The 21,751-nt window shown below is 61.7% G+C and carries 24 protein-coding genes; 21 read left to right on the top strand and 3 right to left on the bottom strand.

Annotation, left to right across the window (positions count from 1 at the left end; all coding sequences use genetic code 11):
- Positions 1 to 48 precede the first annotated feature (48 nt).
- From NKJ20_RS14065 to gph, 10 genes are all read left to right on the top strand, one after another.
- Positions 49 to 1,095 (top strand): class 1 fructose-bisphosphatase, encoded by a 1,047-nt coding sequence (locus tag NKJ20_RS14065; protein WP_352744716.1) that lies wholly within the window; start codon positions 49 to 51, stop codon positions 1,093 to 1,095.
- Between the two features lie 5 nt (positions 1,096 to 1,100).
- Positions 1,101 to 1,973 (top strand): phosphoribulokinase, encoded by an 873-nt coding sequence (locus NKJ20_RS14060; RefSeq protein WP_023678839.1) that lies wholly within the window; start codon positions 1,101 to 1,103, stop codon positions 1,971 to 1,973.
- A 10-nt stretch (positions 1,974 to 1,983) separates the two neighbouring features.
- The gene (gene tkt, locus NKJ20_RS14055; protein WP_352744714.1) at positions 1,984 to 4,005 is read left to right on the top strand and encodes a transketolase; all 2,022 of its coding nucleotides are present in this window, start codon (positions 1,984 to 1,986) and stop codon (positions 4,003 to 4,005) included.
- Between the two features lie 10 nt (positions 4,006 to 4,015).
- Positions 4,016 to 5,095: a class II fructose-bisphosphate aldolase gene (gene fba, locus NKJ20_RS14050; protein WP_352744712.1), complete on the top strand. Its 1,080-nt coding sequence runs from the start codon at positions 4,016 to 4,018 to the stop codon at positions 5,093 to 5,095.
- Between the two features lie 21 nt (positions 5,096 to 5,116).
- Positions 5,117 to 6,610, top strand: a complete 1,494-nt coding sequence (locus tag NKJ20_RS14045) for a ribulose-bisphosphate carboxylase large subunit (RefSeq protein ID WP_352744711.1) — start codon at positions 5,117 to 5,119, stop codon at positions 6,608 to 6,610.
- Positions 6,611 to 6,628: 18 nt separating this feature from the next.
- A complete protein-coding gene (locus NKJ20_RS14040; RefSeq protein ID WP_352744708.1) occupies positions 6,629 to 7,063 on the top strand; it encodes a ribulose bisphosphate carboxylase small subunit in 435 nt (144 codons plus the stop codon).
- Between the two features lie 7 nt (positions 7,064 to 7,070).
- Positions 7,071 to 8,009: a CbbX protein gene (gene cbbX / locus NKJ20_RS14035; protein WP_023678834.1), complete on the top strand. Its 939-nt coding sequence runs from the start codon at positions 7,071 to 7,073 to the stop codon at positions 8,007 to 8,009.
- A 62-nt stretch (positions 8,010 to 8,071) separates the two neighbouring features.
- The gene (gene rpe, locus NKJ20_RS14030; RefSeq protein WP_352744706.1) at positions 8,072 to 8,758 is read left to right on the top strand and encodes a ribulose-phosphate 3-epimerase; all 687 of its coding nucleotides are present in this window, start codon (positions 8,072 to 8,074) and stop codon (positions 8,756 to 8,758) included.
- Between the two features lie 40 nt (positions 8,759 to 8,798).
- Positions 8,799 to 9,356: a thioredoxin family protein gene (locus NKJ20_RS14025; protein WP_352744703.1), complete on the top strand. Its 558-nt coding sequence runs from the start codon at positions 8,799 to 8,801 to the stop codon at positions 9,354 to 9,356.
- Complete coding sequence (gph, locus tag NKJ20_RS14020; RefSeq protein ID WP_352744701.1) at positions 9,353 to 10,054, top strand: phosphoglycolate phosphatase; 702 nt, start codon at positions 9,353 to 9,355, stop codon at positions 10,052 to 10,054. The genes NKJ20_RS14025 and gph overlap by 4 nt, the downstream gene beginning before the upstream one ends.
- A 59-nt stretch (positions 10,055 to 10,113) precedes the next feature.
- Here gph and NKJ20_RS14015 read toward each other — a convergent pair whose 3' ends face one another.
- Complete coding sequence (locus NKJ20_RS14015) at positions 10,114 to 10,494, bottom strand: c-type cytochrome (protein ID WP_352503280.1); 381 nt, start codon at positions 10,492 to 10,494, stop codon at positions 10,114 to 10,116.
- 364 nt (positions 10,495 to 10,858) lie between these two features.
- Here NKJ20_RS14015 and NKJ20_RS14010 point away from each other — a divergent pair, with 364 nt between their 5' ends.
- Genes NKJ20_RS14010 through NKJ20_RS13995 form a run of 4 tightly spaced genes read left to right on the top strand, consistent with a single transcriptional unit; the run spans position 10,859 to position 13,601 of the window.
- On the top strand, positions 10,859 to 11,068 hold the full coding sequence (locus tag NKJ20_RS14010; protein ID WP_023678830.1) for a hypothetical protein: 210 nt from the start codon (positions 10,859 to 10,861) through the stop codon (positions 11,066 to 11,068).
- Positions 11,069 to 11,111: 43 nt separating this feature from the next.
- Positions 11,112 to 12,098, top strand: a complete 987-nt coding sequence (locus NKJ20_RS14005; protein WP_352744698.1) for an ABC transporter substrate-binding protein — start codon at positions 11,112 to 11,114, stop codon at positions 12,096 to 12,098.
- Complete coding sequence (locus NKJ20_RS14000) at positions 12,095 to 12,892, top strand: ABC transporter permease (RefSeq protein WP_352744695.1); 798 nt, start codon at positions 12,095 to 12,097, stop codon at positions 12,890 to 12,892. Before NKJ20_RS14005 ends, NKJ20_RS14000 begins: the two co-directional genes overlap by 4 nt.
- Positions 12,861 to 13,601 (top strand): ABC transporter ATP-binding protein, encoded by a 741-nt coding sequence (locus NKJ20_RS13995; protein WP_352744746.1) that lies wholly within the window; start codon positions 12,861 to 12,863, stop codon positions 13,599 to 13,601. The genes NKJ20_RS14000 and NKJ20_RS13995 overlap by 32 nt, the downstream gene beginning before the upstream one ends.
- Before the next feature lie 102 nt (positions 13,602 to 13,703).
- On the opposite strand, the gene NKJ20_RS13990 is transcribed toward NKJ20_RS13995, so the two are convergent.
- Positions 13,704 to 14,057, bottom strand: a complete 354-nt coding sequence (locus NKJ20_RS13990; RefSeq protein WP_352744744.1) for a hypothetical protein — start codon at positions 14,055 to 14,057, stop codon at positions 13,704 to 13,706.
- A 347-nt stretch (positions 14,058 to 14,404) separates the two neighbouring features.
- Entirely contained in the window at positions 14,405 to 14,659 is a 255-nt protein-coding gene (locus tag NKJ20_RS13985; RefSeq protein ID WP_352744692.1) for a hypothetical protein, read from the bottom strand.
- 195 nt (positions 14,660 to 14,854) lie between these two features.
- Here NKJ20_RS13985 and NKJ20_RS13980 point away from each other — a divergent pair, with 195 nt between their 5' ends.
- The 7 genes from NKJ20_RS13980 (at position 14,855) to pqqE (ending at position 21,740) form a co-directional block, all read left to right on the top strand.
- Complete coding sequence (locus NKJ20_RS13980; RefSeq protein WP_502894471.1) at positions 14,855 to 16,630, top strand: methanol/ethanol family PQQ-dependent dehydrogenase; 1,776 nt, start codon at positions 14,855 to 14,857, stop codon at positions 16,628 to 16,630.
- A 152-nt stretch (positions 16,631 to 16,782) separates the two neighbouring features.
- A complete protein-coding gene (locus tag NKJ20_RS13975) occupies positions 16,783 to 17,307 on the top strand; it encodes a c-type cytochrome, methanol metabolism-related (protein ID WP_352744689.1) in 525 nt (174 codons plus the stop codon).
- 1 nt (position 17,308) lies between these two features.
- Positions 17,309 to 18,172, top strand: coding sequence for a substrate-binding domain-containing protein (locus NKJ20_RS13970; protein ID WP_352744686.1), 864 nt, complete (start codon positions 17,309 to 17,311; stop codon positions 18,170 to 18,172).
- A gap of 463 nt (positions 18,173 to 18,635) precedes the next feature.
- Positions 18,636 to 19,574: a pyrroloquinoline quinone biosynthesis protein PqqB gene (gene pqqB, locus NKJ20_RS13965; protein ID WP_352744684.1), complete on the top strand. Its 939-nt coding sequence runs from the start codon at positions 18,636 to 18,638 to the stop codon at positions 19,572 to 19,574.
- Positions 19,571 to 20,329 carry a pyrroloquinoline-quinone synthase PqqC gene (gene pqqC, locus NKJ20_RS13960; RefSeq protein WP_352744682.1) on the top strand — a complete coding sequence of 253 codons (759 nt, stop codon included), beginning with the start codon at positions 19,571 to 19,573 and terminating at the stop codon, positions 20,327 to 20,329. Before pqqB ends, pqqC begins: the two co-directional genes overlap by 4 nt.
- Positions 20,326 to 20,622, top strand: coding sequence for a pyrroloquinoline quinone biosynthesis peptide chaperone PqqD (gene pqqD / locus NKJ20_RS13955; protein ID WP_352450661.1), 297 nt, complete (start codon positions 20,326 to 20,328; stop codon positions 20,620 to 20,622). Before pqqC ends, pqqD begins: the two co-directional genes overlap by 4 nt.
- Positions 20,619 to 21,740, top strand: coding sequence for a pyrroloquinoline quinone biosynthesis protein PqqE (gene pqqE, locus NKJ20_RS13950; protein WP_352620316.1), 1,122 nt, complete (start codon positions 20,619 to 20,621; stop codon positions 21,738 to 21,740). The genes pqqD and pqqE overlap by 4 nt, the downstream gene beginning before the upstream one ends.
- The last annotated feature ends 11 nt before the right edge of the window (positions 21,741 to 21,751 follow it).

The raw sequence follows: 21,751 nt of genomic DNA, 5'->3' as shown, positions 1-21,751 counted from the left end.
TCCCAATCCGGCCGACCCGAGGAGAGGCGGCTGGATCGGGAGGTTACGATGCCAGCGGCAACGCTCGACGCTTTTCTGAACTCCTATCTTGGCGAGCCGGACGAACTGCGCTCCGCCGTCGTAGCGACCATCCGTCAGCTGACGCAGGCGGCCACCACGATCCGCAACACCATCAATCAAGGGGTGCTCGGCACGGCCTTTGCCGGAGCCCGCGGCGCCAATGCTGACGGCGACATCCAGAAGGATCTCGATGTCTTCGCCGATGACATCTTCCTCGACGCCATGCGCCGCGCTCCGGTCGCGCTCTACGCTTCCGAGGAACTGGAGCAGCCGGTGCTGCTCGACAGGCAAGCGCCTCTTGCCATCGCCATCGACCCGCTCGACGGCTCATCCAACATCGACACCAACGTGTCGATCGGAACGGTCTTCTCGCTCCTCCCTGCAATTGGTGCGCCGGATGCGAATCCGGCCGCCTCGTTTTTGCAGGCAGGCGTGAACCAGCTGGGCGCCGGTTTCTTCATCTACGGCCCGCAGCTGGCGCTGGTTCTGTCGCTCGGCAGCGGCACCCATGTCTTCGTTCTCTCGACCAGGCTCGGCACCTTCGTCCAGGCCTATGAGAGCCGGATCATCCCACAGCGAACCCAGGAGTTCGCCATCAACGCCGCCAACTACCGGCATTGGGACGAGGCGGTGCGGCTCTACATCGACGACTGCCTTGAAGGCACCGAAGGCCCACGCGAGAAGGACTTCAACATGCGCTGGATCGCCTCCCTGGTCGCGGACTGCTACCGCATATTGATGCGCGGCGGCGTATTCCTGTATCCAGGCGACAAGCGCAAGACTTACCGCCAGGGACGGCTGCGCCTCGTCTATGAGGCAAACCCGATCGCCTATCTCGTCGAACAGGCGGGCGGTGCCGCCACCGATACGATCACCCGCATCCTCGAAATCGAGCCCGAGAGCCTGCACCAGCGCGTGCCCATGGTTTTCGGATCGGCGCGGGAAGTCGCGCGCATCACCCGCTACCACACCGAGCCGAGTGCCATCGGCGAGCGCGCGCCGCTGTTCAGCCGCCGCGGCCTTTTCAGGGCCTGAAGACCATGTCGGCAAAGCACCCCATCATTACCATCACCGGGTCGTCGGGCGCAGGCACCACCTCTGTCAAGCGCATCTTCGAACTGATCTTCCGGCGCGAGAACATCGGGGCCGCCTTCATCGAAGGCGATGCTTTCCATCGCTACGACCGCGCCACGATGAAGGCGAAGGTGGCCGAGGAGGAAAAGGCGGGCAATCCGAACTTCACCCACTTCCACGCCGAGGCCAATGAACTGGCAATCCTCGAAGAGGTATTCGAGGAATATGGCCGCCGGGGAACCGGAAAGACCCGCACCTACATCCATGACGAGGATGAAGAGAAGCAGTACGGCACGCCGCCGGGACATTTCACCGAATGGCGCGAATTTCCGCCGAGCGACCTGCTCTTCTACGAGGGCCTGCATGGCTGCGTCGTCACCGACAAGATCAACCTGGCCAGGCACGCGGATCTCAAGATCGGCGTGGTGCCGGTCATAAATCTCGAATGGATCCAGAAGATCCATCGCGACCGCGCAACGCGCGGCTATTCCACCGAGGCAGTGATGGACGTGATCCTGCGTCGCATGCCGGACTATGTCCGCTACATCGTCCCGCAGTTTTCGCAGACCGCCATCAACTTCCAGCGCGTGCCGATCGTCGACACGTCCAATCCATTCATCGCGCGCTGGATTCCGACGCCCGACGAATCGATGCTGGTTATCCGCTTCGCCAATCCCCGCGGCATCGATTTCCCCTACCTGCTTTCGATGATCCACGACTCGTTCATGTCGCGGCCGAATTCCATCGTGGTGCCCGGCAACAAGCTCGACCTTGCCATGCAGCTGATCCTGACGCCGCTCATCCTGCAATTGATCGAACGCAAGAATCGTGTGTCGTGAGGAGGACGCCATGAACAGCCAGGCAGCAGCACTGAAGCCCGTCGCCGCCGTCTCGGAGCGCGACATGGCCAACGCCATTCGCGCATTGGCGATGGACAGCGTCCAAAAGGCCAATTCCGGTCATCCGGGCATGCCGATGGGCATGGCCGATGTCGCAACGGTGCTGTTCAGCCGCTTCATCAATATCGATCCGTCGGCCCCCAACTGGCCCGATCGTGACCGCTTCGTGCTGTCGGCCGGGCACGGCTCGATGCTGCAGTATGCGCTGCATTACCTGCTAGGCTTTGAAGACATGGCTATCGAAGAATTGCAGCGGTTTCGCCAGCTGGGCAGCCGCACCGCCGGACATCCGGAATATGGCCATGCGCTTGGCATCGAGACGACGACCGGCCCGCTTGGACAAGGCATTTCGACCGCTGTCGGCATGGCGCTGGCGGAGCGCATGCTGGCGGCCCGCCACGGCGCCGATCTCGTCGACCATTTCACCTACGCGATCGCCGGCGACGGCTGCCTGCAGGAAGGCATCAGCCACGAGGCGATCGATCTTGCCGGTCACCTGAAGCTCTCCCGGCTGATCGTCTTTTGGGACGACAATGCGATCTCGATCGACGGGCCCACTTCCCTGTCGACATCGATGGACCAGCCGGCGCGGTTCAAAGCCGCTGGATGGCATGTCCAGTCGGTGAACGGCCACGACACCGAAACCGTTGCGGCGGCAATCGAAGCGGCTCAGCAATCGGACCAGCCGTCTCTGATCGCCTGCCGCACGGTGATCGGCAAGGGCGCCCCAAATCTGGGTGGTTCGGAAAAGACGCATGGCGCGCCGCTGGGCGATGCGGAGATCGCCGCGACGCGCGAAAACATCGGCTGGGCCTTCGCGCCGTTCGAGGTGCCGGACGATATCCTTTTCGCCTGGCGCGAGATTGCCGGCCGCGGTCAAGCGGCACGCCGCGCCTGGGAGCAACGGCTTGCCGCCTCACCACGGCGGCAGGCCTTCGAGAGCGCGGTCGCCGGCGTCCTGCCCGACGCGGTCTTCGAAGCACTCGGCGCTTTCCGCAAGGAGCATGTCGGGAAGGCAACCAAGGTTGCAACGCGAAAAGCCTCGGAAATGGCACTCGCTGCCATCAATGGCGCAACCGAACTGACCGTCGGCGGCTCCGCCGATCTGACGCATTCGAACCTGACGATCACCAAGGGTATGAACCGCATCGCGCCGGGCGACTACGCCGGCCGCTACATCCATTATGGAATCCGCGAGCACGGCATGGCCGCAGCCATGAACGGCATCGCACTGCATGGCGGCTTCGTGCCTTATGGCGGCACGTTCCTGTGCTTCGCCGACTACGCGCGCGGCGCGATGCGGCTCTCGGCGCTCATGGGCCAGCGCGTCATCTATGTGATGACGCATGATTCCATTGGTCTCGGCGAGGACGGCCCGACCCACCAGCCGGTCGAGCACCTGGCGATGCTGCGGGCGACGCCAAACCTCAACGTCTTCCGTCCGGCCGACATCATCGAAACGGCGGAGTGCTGGGAACTGGCGCTCAAGAGCGAGAAGCGGCCGAGCGTGCTGGTGCTCTCGCGCCAGAACCTGCCGATGCTGCGCCAAGCACCGAGCGGCGAGCCACACAGCGACGAGAACCGGTCGAGCCGGGGCGCCTACATCCTGCGCGAGCCAGCCGGGCAGCGCGCGGCGACGCTGATCGCCACCGGCTCGGAGGTCGAGATCGCGGTTGCCGCCGCCCTACGGCTGGAGACCGAGCACGGCATCGCCGCCGCGGTCGTCTCGATGCCGTGCTGGGAGCTCTTTGAGGAACAGGATGCGGACTACCGCAAGGCCGTCCTCGGCTCGGCGCCCCGCATCGCCATCGAAGCCGCAGCACGGCTCGGCTGGGACCGCTGGATCGGCGAAACCGGCACTTTCGTCGGCATGGCCGGTTTCGGCGCCAGCGCCCCTGCCCCGGACCTTTACCGGCATTTCGACATCACGCCCGAAGCCGTCGCGGCAGCGGCGCTGAAGCTCATCATCTAGGAGGACGACCATGGCCCGCATCACCCTTCGCCAGCTTCTCGACCATGCCGCCGAGCACGGCTACGGGGTGCCGGCATTCAACATCAACAACATGGAACAGGGCCTCGCCATCATGGAGGCCGCCAGGGCCTGCGATGCGCCGGTCATCATCCAGGCCTCGCGCGGCGCCCGTTCCTATGCCAATGACATCATGCTGGCCAAGATGATGGAGGCGTTGACCGAAATCCATCCGGCCGTTCCGCTATGCATCCATCAGGATCACGGCAACAACGAGGCCACCTGCCTGTCGGCGATCCGCCACGGCTTCACCTCGGTGATGATGGACGGATCGCTGATGGCGGACGCCAAGACGCCGGCGAGCTACGACTACAACGTCGCCATCACCGAACGTGTCGCACGCATGGCGCATTGGGTCGGCGCTTCGGTCGAAGGCGAGCTCGGCGTGCTCGGCTCGCTGGAAACCGGCCAGGGCGAGGCCGAGGACGGGCACGGCGCCGAAGGTGCGCTTTCCCATGACCAGCTTTTGACCGATCCCGATCAGGCGGTCGACTTCGTGACCGCCACCCGGGTCGACGCGCTGGCGATCGCCTGCGGTACCTCGCACGGCGCCTATAAATTCAGCCGCAAGCCTGACGGGGGTATCCTGGCCATGCAGGTGATCGAGGCGATTCACGAAAAGCTGCCCAACACGCATCTGGTCATGCACGGGTCTTCCTCCGTGCCGCAGGAACTGCAGGACATCATCAACAACTATGGCGGCGAGATGCCCCAGACCTTTGGCGTCCCGGTCGAGGAAATCGAGCGCGGCATCCGCTACGGCGTGCGCAAGGTCAACATCGACACCGATTGCCGAATGGCCATGGCCGGGCAGTTCCGCCGCGTTGCGACGGAGGACCCGCGCGAATTCGATCCGCGTAAATTCCTGAAACCCGCCATGGACGCCCTGCGCGACCTTTGCCGCAATCGCTTCGAACGCTTCGGCACCGCAGGCCACGCGTCGAAGATCAGGGTGATCGCCATGGATGAAATGGCGAAACGTTACGCCGCAGGAAAGCTCGACCCCCAAATCGCAACCGCGAAAGCCGCCTGAGCGGCAACCAGGAGACCTGCCATGAACAAGATCGACATGCCCTCAGCAGGCACGCTCAACGAAGGCAAGGAACGCTACAGGTCGGGCGTCATCCCCTACAAGAAGATGGGCTACTGGGAGCCGGACTACCGGCCCAAGGAGACCGACCTGATCGCGATGTTTCGGATCACGCCCCAGCCCGGCGTCGACCACGAGGAGGCGGCCGCCGCCATCGCCGGTGAATCCTCTACCGCGACATGGACCGTGGTGTGGACCGACAGGCTGACCGCCTGCGAGCTCTACCGCGCCAAGGCATTCAAATCCGAGCCGGTGCCGAACACAGGTCCAGGCACCAGGATCGAGCAACAATACTTCGCCTATATCGCCTACGATCTCGACCTGTTCGAGCCCGGCTCCATCGCCAACCTGACTGCATCGATCATCGGCAACGTGTTCGGCTTCAAGGCCGTCAAGGCCTTGCGGCTCGAGGACATGCGCATCCCGGTGGCTTACCTCAAGACCTTCCAGGGCCCGGCGACCGGCATCGTGGTGGAACGCGAGCGGCTCGACAAGTTCGGCCGGCCGCTGCTCGGCGCGACGACGAAGCCGAAGCTTGGCCTGTCCGGCCGCAACTACGGCCGCGTCGTCTACGAGGCGCTGAAGGGTGGCCTCGACTTCGTCAAGGACGACGAGAACATCAACTCACAGCCCTTCATGCATTGGCGCGACCGCTTCCTCTACTGCATGGAGGCTGTGAACAAGGCGTCGGCCGCCACCGGCGAAGTCAAGGGCCATTATCTCAACGTCACCGCCGGCACGATGGAGGAGATGTACGAGCGCGCCGAGTTTGCAAAACAGCTTGGCTCCTGCATTGTCATGATCGACCTCGTCATTGGCTACACGGCGATCCAGTCGATGGCCAAGTGGGCACGCCGCAACGACATGATCCTGCACCTGCACCGGGCCGGCAACTCGACCTATTCGCGCCAGAAGAACCACGGCATGAATTTTCGCGTCATCTGCAAATGGATGCGGATGGCCGGCGTCGATCACATCCATGCCGGCACGGTGGTCGGCAAGCTGGAAGGCGACCCGCTTATGATCAAGGGGTTTTATGACACGCTGCGCGAGGAGCGCACGCCGCAGAACCTCGAAACCGGGCTGTTCTTCGATCAGGACTGGGCCTCGCTCAACAAGGTGATGCCCGTCGCCTCCGGTGGCATCCATGCCGGCCAGATGCACCAGTTGATCCATTATCTCGGCGAGGACGTCATCCTGCAGTTCGGCGGCGGCACGATCGGCCATCCGGACGGCATCCAGGCCGGCGCGACGGCCAATCGCGTCGCGTTGGAGGCGATGATCCTCGCCCGCAACGAGGGCCGCGACTATCTGCGCGAAGGGACCAAAATCCTCGAACAGGCGGCCAGATGGTGCACGCCGCTCAAGGCGGCCCTGGAGACGTGGAAGGACGTCACCTTCAACTACGAATCGACCGACACGGCCGACTTTGTGCCAACCGCAACGCCGAGCTTCTAGACGAAAGGAACCGTCGCCATGATGACCAATCCCGGAAACAAGGTCACGCAGGGACAGTTTTCGTTCCTGCCCGAGCTAACCGATGAGCAGATTTCGGCGCAGATCAAATACGCACTGAAAAACCACTGGGCGGTCAGCGTCGAGTACACGGACGATCCACATCCGCGAAACACCTATTGGGAAATGTACGGCAACCCGATGTTCGACCTGAGGGACCCGGCGGGCATCCTGCTTGAAGTCAACAATTGCCGGAAAGCTATGCCCAACATGTATGTCCGGGTCACCGCCTTCGATTCGACCAAGGGCTGGGAAGCACCGCGCATGTCATTCATCGTCAACCGGCCATCCAATGAACCCGGGTTCCGGCTGCTGCGCCAAGAGCGTGACGGCCGCAGTCAGGGCTATTCGATCGTGCCTTATGCGACCGACAGGCCCGAAGGCGAACGGAGCTAGGCGAACCATGCTGGACGCGATAGCAAAGAGCGCTGCCGCGCAGGGCGAATCGGTTGATCTACAGGCCGAGTTCGAGGCGTCCAACATCGACGAGGTGATGGACAAGCTCGACCGCGAACTCGTCGGCCTGAAGCCCATCAAGAACCGCATCCGCGAGATCGCTGCGCTGCTCCTGGTCGACCGCCTTCGCCGCAAGTTCGGGCTGATCTCTGGCGCACCAACGCTGCACATGAACTTTACGGGAAATCCCGGTACCGGAAAGACCACCGTGGCGCTCAGAATGGCCGAAATCCTGCATCGTCTTGGCTATGTCCGCGAAGGGCACATGGTCGCGGTGACGCGCGACGATCTCGTCGGCCAGTATGTGGGCCACACCGCGCCCAAAACCCGCGAAGTGATCAAGCGCGCCATGGGCGGGGTGCTTTTCATCGACGAGGCCTACTATCTCTACAAGCCCGAGAACGAACGCGACTACGGCCAGGAATCGATCGAAATCCTGCTGCAATGCATGGAAAACAACCGTGACGATCTGGTTGTGATTCTTGCCGGCTACAAGGACAAGATGGACCGCTTCTTCGACAGCAATCCCGGCATGCGCTCGCGCATCGCCCATCACCTCGATTTTCCGGACTACGGCGTCAGCGAACTCAAATCAATCGCCGAGATCATGCTGGCGGAACAGAATTACCGTCTCAGCGAAGCGGCGGCCAAGGCGCTCGAAGAGTATCTCCCGATCCGCATGCGGCTGCCGCATTTCTCCAACGCCCGCTCCGTTCGCAATAGCCTCGACCGGGCGCGGCTTCGCCAGGCCAGCCGGCTTTTCGCATCGCGCGACCGGGCGTTGACGAAAATCGATCTTATCACCATCGAGGAATCCGATATTCGCGGCAGCCGCGTGTTCGCGGAAGGTAAGCTCGAAGGCGAACCGGAGACGAAGGCGCGCTGACAAGATGACGGCGGTTGGTGTGCAGCGACCGGAAACGGACGACAGAATGGGAGCCGACGACCATGGATACCAAAACAATCATCGCGCCCTCGGTGCTTTCCGCGGACTTCTCGCGGCTCGGCGACGAGGTCGAAGCGGTCGTCCGGGCGGGTGCCGATTGGATCCATCTCGATGTGATGGATGGCCATTTCGTGCCCAACATCACCTTCGGTCCGCCGGTGGTCAAGGCGATCCGTAATCGAACGGACAAGGTCTTCGATTGCCACCTGATGATCGCGCCGGCCGACGCCTATCTCGGCGCCTTCGCCGATGCCGGCTGCGACATCCTTACGGTGCATGCCGAGGCCGGACCGCATCTCGACCGATCGCTGCAGGCAATCAGAAATCTCGGCAAGAAGGCAGGCGTGTCGCTAAACCCGTCAACGCCGGAAAGCGTCATCGAATATGTACTTGACCGGCTCGATCTGGTGCTTCTCATGACGGTCAATCCGGGCTTCGGTGGCCAGGCCTTCATTGCGGCGGTCGTCGACAAGGTCAGGCGGGTCAAGGCGCTGGTCGGCCATCGTCCGATCGACATAGAGATCGACGGCGGCGTCACGCCCGAAACCGCTCCGCTTGTCACCGCGGCCGGTGCCAATGTGCTGGTCGCCGGCTCGGCCATCTTTAAGGGCGGCACCGAGGCGGCCTATCGCGCCAATATCGGCACCATCAGGCAGGCGGCCGACGGGGCGATCCGGAAAGCGGCGTAAACCGTTTCATCGGAGGGCAAACATTTCATCGGAGGAAAACTTGGCGGCAATCCCACCTGTCTGCGACTTCGGCTGGCGAGCCATCGACGCCGTTTTGCCCGGCGTCGACGGCACATCGCATTCGATCTTAAGCCACGCCGGCCCGAACGGCTTGGTGGTGGCCTTCATCTGCAATCACTGCCCCTATGTGAAGGCGGTGATTTCACGCATGGTGCGCGACGCCAATGACCTCAAGGCCGAAGGCATCGGCTTTGTCGCGATCAACTCCAACGATAGCGACGCCTATCCAGATGATTCCTTCGACAACATGAAGCTCTTTGCCAGGACGAACGGCCTCACTTTCCCCTATCTCCATGACGAGCACCAGACGGTGGCGCGTGCCTACGGAGCCGTTTGCACCCCGGATTTCTTCGGGCTCAACAGCGAGTTGACGCTGCAATACCGCGGCCGGCTGGACGCGTCGCGACGCGACGCCGAATCGCCCGGGCTGAGGCGCGACCTGTTCGAGGCGATGAAGCAGGTTGCCCGAACCGGCGACGGACCGCTTGACCAGATCGCTTCGATCGGCTGTTCGATCAAGTGGAAGGATGCTGCATGAACGTCGGCGCAGGCAGGCCGTTTCGCTCGCCCAAGGCGATCCTGTTCGACCTCGACGGCACACTGGTCGATTCGGCGCCTGATATAGCGGCCGCCGTCAACGAATTGCTGGCCGGACGCGATCTGCCGCCGCTGCGGCTGGATCAGGTCAAGGCCATGATCGGCGGCGGCATCAGGAAACTGGTCGACCGAGCCTTCGCGGCTTCCGGCACGCCGCTCCTCGGCACTGCGCTCGATGAGGCCAACCGCGTCATGGCGCCGATCTATCGCAGGCATCTGACCGGCCGCACGAGGCTGATGCCTGGCGTCAGGGAGGTTCTCACGCACTTGCATTTGAGCGGAATAGCCTTGGGCGTGGTGACCAACAAGCCGCAGCTGGCAGCTCGCGAAATCCTGCTGCATTTTCGGCTGACGGAATATCTCGGCGCGATCATCGGCGGAGACGCGGTGACATACTTGAAACCGGCGCCAGACGCGCTGTTGCTAGCGCTCGACCTGCTTCAGGTCGAACCTCGTGACACGCTGATGGTCGGAGACAGCAGCGCCGACGTGGCCGCCGCCCGCGCCGCCGGCATGGCAGTCATTCTGCTGCGTGGCGGATACAGCCAAATTCCCGTTGAAGAGCTTGGCGCCGACCTCGTTTGCGACAGCCTGTTCGATCTGCCCTCCGCGATGCAGAGGCTGCAAGACGCTGCGTGACCCCAAGCGCAGCCCAGCCAACGCCGGCCGAGCGCAGTCCAACGGCCGGCGGTACCTCGTTATTTGGAGAATTGTTTCAGATAAGCAATGACGTTGGCGATGTCCTCGTCTTTCTTGAGGCCGACAAACGCCATCTTGGTTCCTTTGACCATCGCCCTGGGATCGCGAAGGTAGGTCGTCAGCGTGGCCTCATCCCATTTGACGCCGGACTTGCCGGCCTCGGTCATGGCCTTGGAATAGCTGAACCCCGGATGCGTCCCGGCCGTCCGGCCGATAACGCCGTTCAAGGACGGACCGACCTTGTTCTGGTCCTTGTCTGCGACGTGGCAGACCTTGCATTTGGCGAAGACCTTCTCACCCGCCGCGGCATCCTGTGCCTGAGACTGGGTAGTGACAAAGGTGGCGACGGACACGGCGGCGAAAAATGCGACTGCGCGCATGGCATTTCCTCATTGATCGTGTGAGTGCCCGGGACACTTTACGCGTGTCGATGCCTTGATCGCCGGCATTCGTTTTAAAGCGGGAGAGCGAACTATTCGTCCTTCCTCCCCGGGCTGGCAGCACCTGCACGCCTCGAAAAGCTAGACTGCCGATGAAGGAAGTCAATCGTACAAAGGTCCTGTTTCGTTTCCCGACTGCGCGACGGGAAGTGTGTAGCGACACGCGGTCCACATCATTGACGCCTGTTGGCCGAACGCGTAGCCTCACTCCAACCGGTTTGCTGTTTGGGCACCTTCAGGAATCCGCGCAACTCCAAAGCACGAACTCTGGAGAGTTCGCCGCGCAGGCGATGATAAGTGCCAAATGGACATGGTCGATCTCATATTAACGGTGTGCCTTAGCGCCAATCCGGGCAATTGCCGAGATGAACATCTCTATTTCGAGAGCCGCGGCTCTCTGTTCCAATGCATGTTCCTGGCGCCCGCCGAGATCGCAAAATGGTCTCAGGAACATCCGAGTCTCAAGGTCGTGCGCTGGAAATGTGCCGTTCCGAGCAAGGAACGAGCGATTTGATCGACATTCCTGGTTCGTCGACGGCCCTGAAAGAGGAGACGCCATGATGATTTCGCGGCGTACGACGCTGCGCTTGGCGGCTCTGGGGGCCATCCTCGCCTCAAAGCCGGTTGCCGTCTTTGCGGCCGCTAAGGTCCGAATTGGTGTCCTGAAGTTCGGCACCGTGAGCTGGGAACTCGATACGCTGAAACGCCACAAGCTCGACGAGGCCAACAGGATCGATCTGGAGATTGTCTACTTCGCCGGGGAGGATGCGACCAACGTCGCGCTGCTGGCCGGCGCGATCGACATGATCGTGACCGACTGGCTGTGGGTCTCGCGCCAGCGCTCCGAGGGCGGCGACCTTACATTGGCCCCTTATTCGACCGCCGTGGGGGCAATCATGGTGAAGGAGGAATCGCCGATCCGGACGCTCGCCGACCTCAAGGGAAAGAAAATCGGTGTCGCCGGCGGCCCGCTCGACAAGAGCTGGCTACTGGTCCAGGCGCTGGCCAGACGCGAGCACGGCCTCGACCTGCCGACAGCCTGTGAGGTCGTCTTTGGCGCGCCGCCGCTGATTTCTGAAAAGGCGATGCAAGGCGAACTCGATGCCGTACTCAATTTCTGGCATTTCTGCGCCCGGCTCGAGGCCAACGGCTTTCGTCGGTTGATCGGCGCGGATGACGCGGCGAAAGCGCTTGGTGCCTCGGGCCCCGTGTCGGCGCTCGGCTACGTCTTCCACGACCAATGGGCGAACGACAATCCGGATGCCGTCCGGGGCTTCGTCAAGGCATCCATGCAGGCCAAGGACTTGCTGGCCAGATCCGATGATGAATGGCTGCGCCTGGCGCCACTCATTCGCGCAAAAGGCAAGGAGTTGGAAAAACTGCGCGACCGCTATCGCCAGGGCATCCCGAGACGGCCGATCGGCGAAGAAGCGGCCGATGCGGGCAAACTCTATCACGTGCTGGCCGCGATAGGCGGCGAGAAGCTGGTTGGGAGGGCGCCCGAGATGGCGCCCGGCACGTTCTGGCCGGAACTCGCGAAATGACCGCAACGGAAGACAAGTCGGGTCGATCCGGCTTTGCGACGCCGCTGACGCCGGCGCTGACGGTAACGGTTTCCCTGCTGGGGCTTTGCCTGCTGTGGAGCCTCGCGGCCCATCTGTGGCAAAGCCGTGCTTTCCCCCCACCAGGGCAGGTCTGTCAGGTACTGCTCAGGGAAGCGGCGAGCGGTGACCTTTTTTATCATCTTGGCGCGACGCTCGGACGGGTTGCTGCGGCGTACGTCGTCGCAATGATTATCGGCTCGGTCATCGGCGTCATCCTCGGCAGCTACCGCGGTGCGGACCGGTTCTTCAGTCCGTGGGTGGTCCTGTTTCTCAACATTCCCGCGCTGGTGGTCATCGTGCTCGCCTATATCTGGTTCGGCCTCAACGAGGTGGCGGCGATTGGCGCAGTTGCCGTGAACAAGATCCCGAATGTCGTGGTGACGATGCGCGAAGGCGCCAGGGCGTTTGATCCGCGTTATGCCGAAATGGCCGCCGTCTACCGCTTCGCCCCACTCGAGCGCATCCGCCATGTCCTGCTGCCGCAACTGCAGCCCTATTTTGCCGCGGCCTCGCGGTCCGGCATCGCCCTCATATGGAAGATCGTCCTGGTGGTCGAACTGCTCGGCCGCTCCAATGGCGTCGGTTTCCAGATCTATCTTTATTTCCAGCTCTTCGACGTCGCCGCCATTCTTGCCTACACGCTGGCTTTCGTGGCGGTGATGCTTGTCATCGAACTTCTCCTGGTGCAGCCCATTGAACGACATGCAACCCGTTGGCGCCGCCGTCCCGCTTAGGGTCGACATCGCTGAAAAGACCTTCAGGTCCGCGCAAGGCGTGTCGATCACGGCGCTTCAGGGTCTGTCCTTCGAGGTCCGGCCGGGCGAATTCGCTTGCCTGTTTGGGCCGTCGGGCTGCGGCAAGACCACGACGTTGCGCATCCTGCTTGGACTGGACAAAGACTTTTCCGGCTCTTTCCAACTGCCGCAAGGCGGCTCGAACCGCATCGCCGCCGTGTTCCAGGAGCCGACTTTGCTGCCATGGCGGACGGTGGAGCAGAATGTCAGGCTGGCGCTGCCGAAAAGCCTAAGAGCGAAGAGTCTCGACGAGCTGTTTGACACTCTCGGCCTCGCCGGCATGCGCTCGCTCTATCCGGCGGAGCTTTCGCTCGGCCTTGCGCGCAGGGCAGCGCTTGCCAGGGCTTTCGCCACCGAACCGGCGGTGCTTTTCCTGGACGAACCCTTTGCCTCCCTCGACGAACAGACCGCCGAGCGGCTTCGGCAATTGCTTTTGACCGTGTGGTCGGCGCGGCCTACGACCGCCTTGATGGTCACGCACAATCTGCGCGAGGCACTGGTGCTGTCGGACCGCATCATCGTGCTTGCGCAGCGCCCAGCCCACGTGCTCGGCATGTTCGACGTAGGCTTGCCGCGACAACATCGCAATCCACAGGTGATGAGCGACCTTTTACGGTCATTCCAGCAAAAATTTCCGGGTGTGGCCTGATCGCCTTACGGCTCGAATGCGGATTGGAAGGTATTTCGCAGCCAATGGCCAATAGAAACGGCGAGACTGTGAGGCACCCCCACGCGCGCCTGTTTCGCCTGATTAAAAGCAACGTACGTCGGCTTCAGCCTGCGCGCGTTTCAGTTCCGTGCGCGCCGCCTTCGCTGGCGCGCTTTCGCGAAACAACCCTGCGGCCTCCCCTGTCGTCAACGACATGCTTTTGAAGGTCTCCGCCCTCTCATAGTGATCGTAAGGAAGGATCGAGGCGATAACATCGATCGAGCAGGAACAGCTTTCAAGCGCCTGATGTGTCTGGCCATTTGTTTGCATGCAGCCGAGCACGTAGTCGGCAATCGTTGCCGTCGGGTAGTCTCCCGCGGCGTTGGCCAAGTTCGCAAAAGCCAGCGTCGCCGCAAAGGCCACCGGCAAGGTGAGAGATCCAACAGACCTTATCATGAGGAACCTCCAGTTGGCCTGGACACCATGCATCCAGACGGGATCATCGCTCCAATTGGCGACGTGCCGCAAAGCCAGTCAAGCTCCCATGGCCTGCGTATAGGACCAAAGGAGGAATGCCCTATCGGCCGACAAGAGCCAGCTTCATGACCCGCTGCGCACCCTCCTTCACGCGTTCATTTCATGCTTCGCTCACTATCGGCAACGAGCGATAAGCACGCATACTTACTCGGAGGTGCCCCGCAGAATATATCGAAATAAAGTCAAATGGGTATCACCTCGAGAATACGCGAACAATATGTTTGCTATATATATCGCGGCTGGCGGTCATCCTCTTATTAGTTTTTTCACGCGGCGCTTATTTTAATTGTTTCTAAATATTGCATCGCACCATATCGATATTGCAGCGCAGCGACCCATTGTAGGTTTTTGCTTGCCTGGCCTTTTACGATGACATAGCTTTTTCCTGTTTCCGGCTTCAAGAGCGCCACCGTCATCAGGGAGCGGCGGCAGTCTTTCGAAGACCAAGGGGGGCGGGCGGTAACGGTGCCCTCTGCTTCGGGGTAGGTCGTGACAGCTGCCGGAAAATAACTTCCCAACATGAATTGCTTGGGCAAGCCCTTGTGGGGCTTGACGGTCGATTCTTCACTGCGAACCCGGGAGGATTTTGGATGCGTGTACTTGCGAAAACTACCTACATTCTGACGACCGCGGCGTTTTTATCGCTCGGCGCTGCCTATACGGCTTCGGCCAATGAAGACCTTGCAAAGCTCGCATCGGATGCGAAGAACTGGGCGATGCAGACGGGTGACTACGCCAACACCCGCTATTCCAAACTCAACCAGATCACTGCCGACAATGTGAAGAACCTGCAGGTCAAATGGAGCTTTTCCACCGGCGTGCTGCGCGGTCACGAAGGCGGGCCGCTGGTCATCGGCGACGTGATGTATGTCCACACGCCTTTCCCAAACAACGTCTATGCTCTGGACCTCAAGAATGACGGCAAGATCCTGTGGAAATACGAGCCCAAGCAGGACACGAACGTCATTCCGATCATGTGCTGCGACACGGTCAATCGCGGTGTTGCCTATGGCGACGGCAAGATCATTCTCAACCAGGCCGACACCACCGTCGTCGCGCTCGATGCCAAGACCGGCAAGGTCGTCTGGTCTGTCAAGAACGGAGACCAGACCGACGGCGGAAAGGGCGAATCCGGCACGTCGGCACCCGTAGTCATCAAGGACAAGGTGCTCGTGGGCGTCTCCGGTGCTGAATTCGGTGTTCGCGGCTGGCTGGCCGCCTACAATCTGAAAGACGGCAAGCTCGCCTGGAAAGCCTATTCGGAAGGTCCTGATGCAGACACCCTTCTCGATCCCGAGAAGACGACCCATCTCGGCAAGCCTGTCGGAAAGGATTCCGGCACGAACACCTGGGAAGGCGAACAGTGGAAGACGGGCGGCGGCACGACATGGGGATGGTATTCCTATGATCCCAAGCTGAACCTGGTCTATTACGGCACCGGCAATCCCTCGACGTGGAACCCGGTCCAGCGCCCAGGCGACAATCGCTGGTCCATGACAATCATGGCTCGCGATGCGGATACCGGTGTTGCCAAATGGCTCTACCAAATGACCCCGCATGATGAGTGGGACTATGACGGCATCAACGAGATGATTCTCGTCGATGGCATGGAGGTCAACGGCGCCAAGCACGACGTGCTGGTGCATTTCGACCGCAACGGCTTTGCCTACACAATGGATCGAGCCACCGGCGAACTTCTCGTCGCCAAGAAATACGACCCGGCAGTGAACTGGGCGACGGAAGTCAACATGGATCCCAAGAGCGACCAGTATGGCCGCCCGCAGGTCGTCGCCAAGTATTCGACCCAGCAGAACGGCGAAGACACCAACTCGACCGGTATCTGCCCGGCCGCGCTTGGAACCAAGGACCAGCAGCCGGCGGCCTACTCGCCGAAGACCGGGTTGTTCTACGTGCCGACCAACCATGTCTGCATGGACTATGAGCCTTACAAAGTGAGCTACACCGCCGGTCAGCCCTATGTGGGCGCCACCGTGTCGATGTATGCGGCGCCTGGCGGTGACGGTAACATGGGCAACTTCATTGCCTGGGATGCAGCCAAGGGTGAGATCGTCTGGTCGAAGCCCGAGCAGTTCTCGGTGTGGTCGGGCGCATTGGCGACAGATGGCGACGTCGTCTTCTACGGTACCCTCGAAGGCTACATCAAGGCGGTCGATAAGGACGGCAAGGAACTTTACAAGTTCAAGACCCCGTCCGGCATCATCGGCAACATCACGACCTACGAGCATGACGGCAAGCAGTACGTCGCCGTTCTGTCCGGCGTCGGTGGATGGGCGGGTATCGGTCTGGCAGGGGGGCTGCTTTCGCCCGATAACGCCGCTGCCTGGCATGGCGCCGTCGATCAGGGCCGTGCGCAGGGCGACGAGACCGCGGTCGTTGGAACCGCTGGTCTGGGTGCCGTCGGCGGTTACGCGGCACTTGCCGACTATACGACGCTGGGCGGCCAGCTCACCGTCTTCGGCCTCCCGGACTGATAACCGGGAAGAGCCTTACGACTAGGTTCGAAAACGAGAGCCCGGGTCACCCGAAGCCGGGAACCGGGCTCTCGATTGCGCGCCCACCCAACACCGATTAATGCCGAGCACGACGGCAGCCAGTGTCCCTGGCAAATGAAGGAAGAGTCTGAATGATCGTTCGCATTGCAGTTTCCGCTCTCGCCCTGGTCCTGCTGCCTCTGGCCAGCTCAAGTCTGGTACGGGCCGAAGACAGCATGGAAAAAGCCAAGGCGGTGAAGCAAGAAGGGGGCAAATATTTAGATGCGGACGGAAATCCGACCTACAAGATCGAAAACGGAACCGTCGATTGGTACACGTTCAGCGGGTACCGTCGGTATCACTCCGATTGCCATGTCTGTCACGGACAGGACGCAACAGGTTCGAGCTATGCGCCTGCCTTGGTCAATAGTCTGAAAACCCTGGATTACGCCACGTTCCTGTCGATCGTCGCCGAGGGCCGCAAGAATGTCGGCGGCGGCAAGGAAAACGTCATGCCTGCCTTTGGCGACAACAAGAACGTCTATTGTTACCTTGACGATCTCTACGTCTATCTGCGCGCGCGCGCCGATGGCGCGGCACCCCGCGGCAGGCCGCCCAAGCACGAAAACAAGGCTCAGGCAGCCAAGGATGCCGAAGCATCCTGCATGGGTGGATGATATGACCGGCTGCACTGCATCGAAGCTGCGCGTCGTTCTGCCGATCCTCGGCGCGCTCGCCTTGCTGCCGTCGAATGTTCTGGCGCAAAATGCCGGGCTTGGCGCTGCGGGCGAACTGGTCGATCCCGACATTCTGCGCGTCTGCGCCGATCCCTCGAACATGCCCTTTACCGACAAGAACGGCCAAGGCTTCGAAAACAAGCTGGCTGAACTGGTTGCCAAGAAGACGGGGCGGAAATCAGTCGCTTACACGTGGTTTCCCACTGTCATCGGCTTTGTGCGCAACACGCTGGGGGCCAATCGATGCGACATCATCATGGGCTACGCCCAAGGCGATGAACTGGTGCAGAACACCAACGCCTACTATCGGTCCGCCTATGTGCTCGTATACCCCAAAGGCAACGGCATGGAAGGCATCGAGACGATCGAAGACCCGAAACTTTCCGGCAAGAGAATCGGCGTCGTCGAAAGCACGCCGCCAACCGCCAACATGGCCGCCAACAAGCTTCTGCGGACCGCCAAGATCTACCCGCTGGCGGTGGATACGCGCGTCACCCCTTCCATGGGGGAGGTCATGATCAAGGACATGCTCGCCGGCAAGATCGACGCGGCGGTCCTGTGGGGGCCGATGGCGGGTTACTATGCCAGGGAACTCGGAGCCGACGTCACCATTGTTCCGCTGCTGAAGGAAAAAACCGGCTCGCGCATGTCTTATCGCATCACCATGGGCGTACGTCCGTCCGACCAGGAATGGAAACGGACGCTCAACCGGGTGATCAGGGAAAACCAGGCGGAGATCACCAAGCTTCTGCTGGGTTACAACGTGCCGCTGATCGACGAGCACGACAATCCGATCACGCAATAGTCGGGATGGGTCAGGAGGAGGAAAAACCTACGCGATGAACAATTGAAGAGAAGACTACAGCTACTTTCGATAGTTTTGTTTTTCGGTCTTTCAAAACCTTGCGTTCATTTGTCCATTTTGAGAACGTGATGGACGAGCCATTGCTTCGGTGCCCTGCAATGGTTGGCTAACCACCGGATCGGCCCCTTCGGGCTGGTAGAAGAGGAGAAATGTTATGAAGAAGAGCTGGACTAAACCGACCATGTGTCAGGTTGCTGCGGGCTTTGAAATTTCGCGGTATCTGCCTGCTGAAATTACTCCCAAGAAGTAGGCCGCAGAGGTGCGTGTCCCTGGCAACAGGGGCACGCATCCCCTTGCCGTATGGGATTTTCGTGAAAGAGTTTGAGGCGCGCAAAGCGGGCGGGGCATTTTTTGCGGCTGCAAATTGGCTGCTGGTCAGGGAAGCCGCGGGGCGGGCGTTTTCATGCGCTTGAGAATCATCGGATCGGCGGCCGGCGGCGGCTTTCCGCAATGGAACTGCAATTATCGTCTGAGCCGTGCGGCTCGCACCGGGGTAGCTGGCGTGCATTCACGAACCCAATCGAGTGTCGCCGCGTCGGCGGATGGACTCGGCTGGGTTCTGTTCAACGCCTCGCCCGACATTCGCCAGCAGATCGCGGCAACGCCTGAATTGCAGCCCGCGCACGATGCGCCGCTGCGCTCGACACCTATTCGCGCGGTGGTGCTGACCAATGCCGATGTCGATCATGTGGCCGGCCTGCTCAGCCTGCGTGAGCGGCAGCCTTTCGCTATCTATGCAACGACACAGGTTCTGGCGACGCTGGAGGCGAATTCGATTTTCAATGTCCTCGATCCGGCGCTTGTGCCGCGACGCATCTTGCCGCCGGCGCAAGAACTGTCGATCTGCGACGCAGACGGCCACGACACCGGGGTGGCTGTCGAGAGCTTTCCCGTGCCCGGGAAGATAGCCCTCTATCTCGAAGAAAGAGGCCAGCCGGATGCCAATTTCAGCTCCGATGCCGGCGATACAATCGGCGTCCGTATCGCCGGTGCCGGCAGTCGCGGCTCCGTCTTCTACATCCCCGGCTGCGCCCGCATCGATGCGACCCTGCGCACGCGTCTAGCCGATGCCGCATGCCTTCTGTTCGACGGCACGGTCTTCGCCGACGACGAGATGATTGCTGCCGGCGTCGGCCAAAAGACCGGTGCGCGCATGGGGCATCTGGCAATGTCGGGAGACGCAGGGTCGATCGCCGGCTTGGCCGATGTGAGGATTGGCCGCCGTGTCTTCGTCCACATCAACAACACCAATCCTGTTCTGGACGAGAATTCTGCCGAGCATGCAGCAGTCGAAGCGGCTGGCTGGGTAGTGGCCCGCGACGGGATGGAGATGGACCTTTGAGTGATTTCCACGACGCAGCCAGCAACGGCCTGTCCTCAAGCGAGCTCGAAGCCGTGCTGCGGCAGGTCGGTGCCGAGCGCTATCACAACCGCCATCCTTTCCATCACAGGATGACCAGCGGTGCGCTGTCGAGGACCGAGATGCAGGCCTGGGCGCTGAACCGCTATTGCTATCAGGCTGTCATTCCGCGCAAGGACGCCATGATCCTCGCTCATGCCGAGGATCCGGCGTTTCGCGCCGCCTGGCGCAAACGCATCGAGGATCATGACGGCGAGGACGGCTGGAGCGGCGGTATTGCGCGCTGGTTGCACCTGGCGACCTCGCTCGGTCTCGATGCCGACGCGGTGAAGAGCGAGAGGCTGGCCCTGCCGGCGACACGTTTTGCGGTTGGCGCTTACCTCTCCTTTTGCACGAACCGGACCCTGCTGGAGGCGGTCGCGTCGTCGCTGACCGAGATGTTCTCGCCGCTCATCATCGGCGAGCGGGTACCCGCGATGCTGGCCAGATACGATTATATCACCGAGGACACGCTGGCCTATTTCACCCGACGGCCCGAACAGGCCTCGCGCGACGCCGACTTCGCCCTCGCCTATGTGCTCGAACGTGCCGACACGGCAGAACGCCAGCAGCAGGCGATCGATGCACTGGTGTTCAAATGCGATATACTCTGGGCCATGCTCGACGCGCTTCAACACGCCTATGGCGAGCCGGGCAATATCCCGCCCGGCGCCTTCCGCCCGGAGGCAACCCAATGATGGCACTGCGCGAAAGAGCCATAGTGTCGCTGCAGTCGGTTCCATCGCTGCCGAAGCACGTGCGCATACAGTATGACCCCGTGCGCCAGGCGTTCGCCGTGCTGTCGCCCGAAAAGGTGTTCTGGCCAAACGACATCAGCCTCGACATATTGCGCCGCTGCGATGGGCGGTCCACGGTCGGCCACATCATTGCCGGCCTTGCCGCAGATTATGATGCCGAACAGGAGGCTGTGGCAGCCGATGTCATCGCCTTCCTGCAGGAATGGTCTGACAAGCTGCTGGTGAAGCTATGAGCGAGCCCCCTCTCCCCCCGATCGGCATGCTTGCGGAACTGACGCATCGCTGCCCGCTGCAATGCCCCTATTGCTCCAATCCACTCGAATTGCTGAAGGCTAATCGCGAACTCGACACGCAGAGCTGGCTCGACTTGTTCTCGCAGGCGGCCGACCTTGGCGTTCTCCAGGTGCATCTGTCCGGCGGTGAACCGACGCTGCGTCGCGATCTCGAGCAATTGATCGCCGGGCTTTCGGCGCGCGGCGTCTACACCAACCTGATCACCGCCGGCGTCGGCATTGCGGATGGCCGCATCGAGGCATTTGCCGAAGCCGGGCTCGATCATCTGCAACTGAGCTTTCAAGGCGCACGGCCGGCGACCACCGAGCGCATCGGCAATCACAGGGGCAGCCACGAAAAGAAGCTGGAAACGGCACGCCGCACTCGCGCGGCCGGCTTGCCGCTTACCATCAACGCGCCGATCCATCGCCACAATATCGAGGAGGTACCGGAATTCATCGATCTGGCCCTTTCGCTGGGTGCGGAGCGTCTCGAGATCGCCAACGTGCAGTACGCCGGCTGGGCGCTGACCAATCGCGATCAACTGATGCCCGAGCGTGCTGCCGTCGACCGCCAGGCGGAGATCGTCGCGGCGGCGCGCGAACGGCTCACCGGCATCATGAACATCGATTTCGTCACGCCGGATTATTTCGCCATCTATCCCAAGCCGTGCATGGGCGGCTGGGCGCGCGACGCCTTCATGGTGACGCCAGACGGCACCGTACTGCCATGCCATGCCGCCCAGACCATACCGTCGCTCGGCTTCGAGCGTTTTGGATCACGCAGCCTGGCCGCGATCTGGACCGATTCCCCGGCATTTAATGCCTTTCGAGGCACGGACTGGATGCAGGAGCCCTGCCGCAACTGTGAGCGGCGCGAGATCGACTGGGGCGGCTGTCGCTGCCAGGCGATGGCAATCGCCGGCGATGCCGCCGCGACGGACCCGGCTTGCGCGAAATCGCCGATCCATGCGCGCATGGCAATGCTGATCGACGAGGCCCAGCGCGCTGCGACGGTTCCTTCGAAGGACGAACCATTCGTCTACCGGCGCATCGGCGTCGTCACCGAGCCCGCCTGACTGCCGACCTA

It is taken from the genome of Mesorhizobium sp. M0185, from assembly GCF_040322175.1.
Lineage (GTDB): Bacteria > Pseudomonadota > Alphaproteobacteria > Rhizobiales > Rhizobiaceae > Mesorhizobium.
Note: the sequence above shows the minus strand (reverse complement) of the source record. Positions and strands in the feature narration are given on the sequence as shown.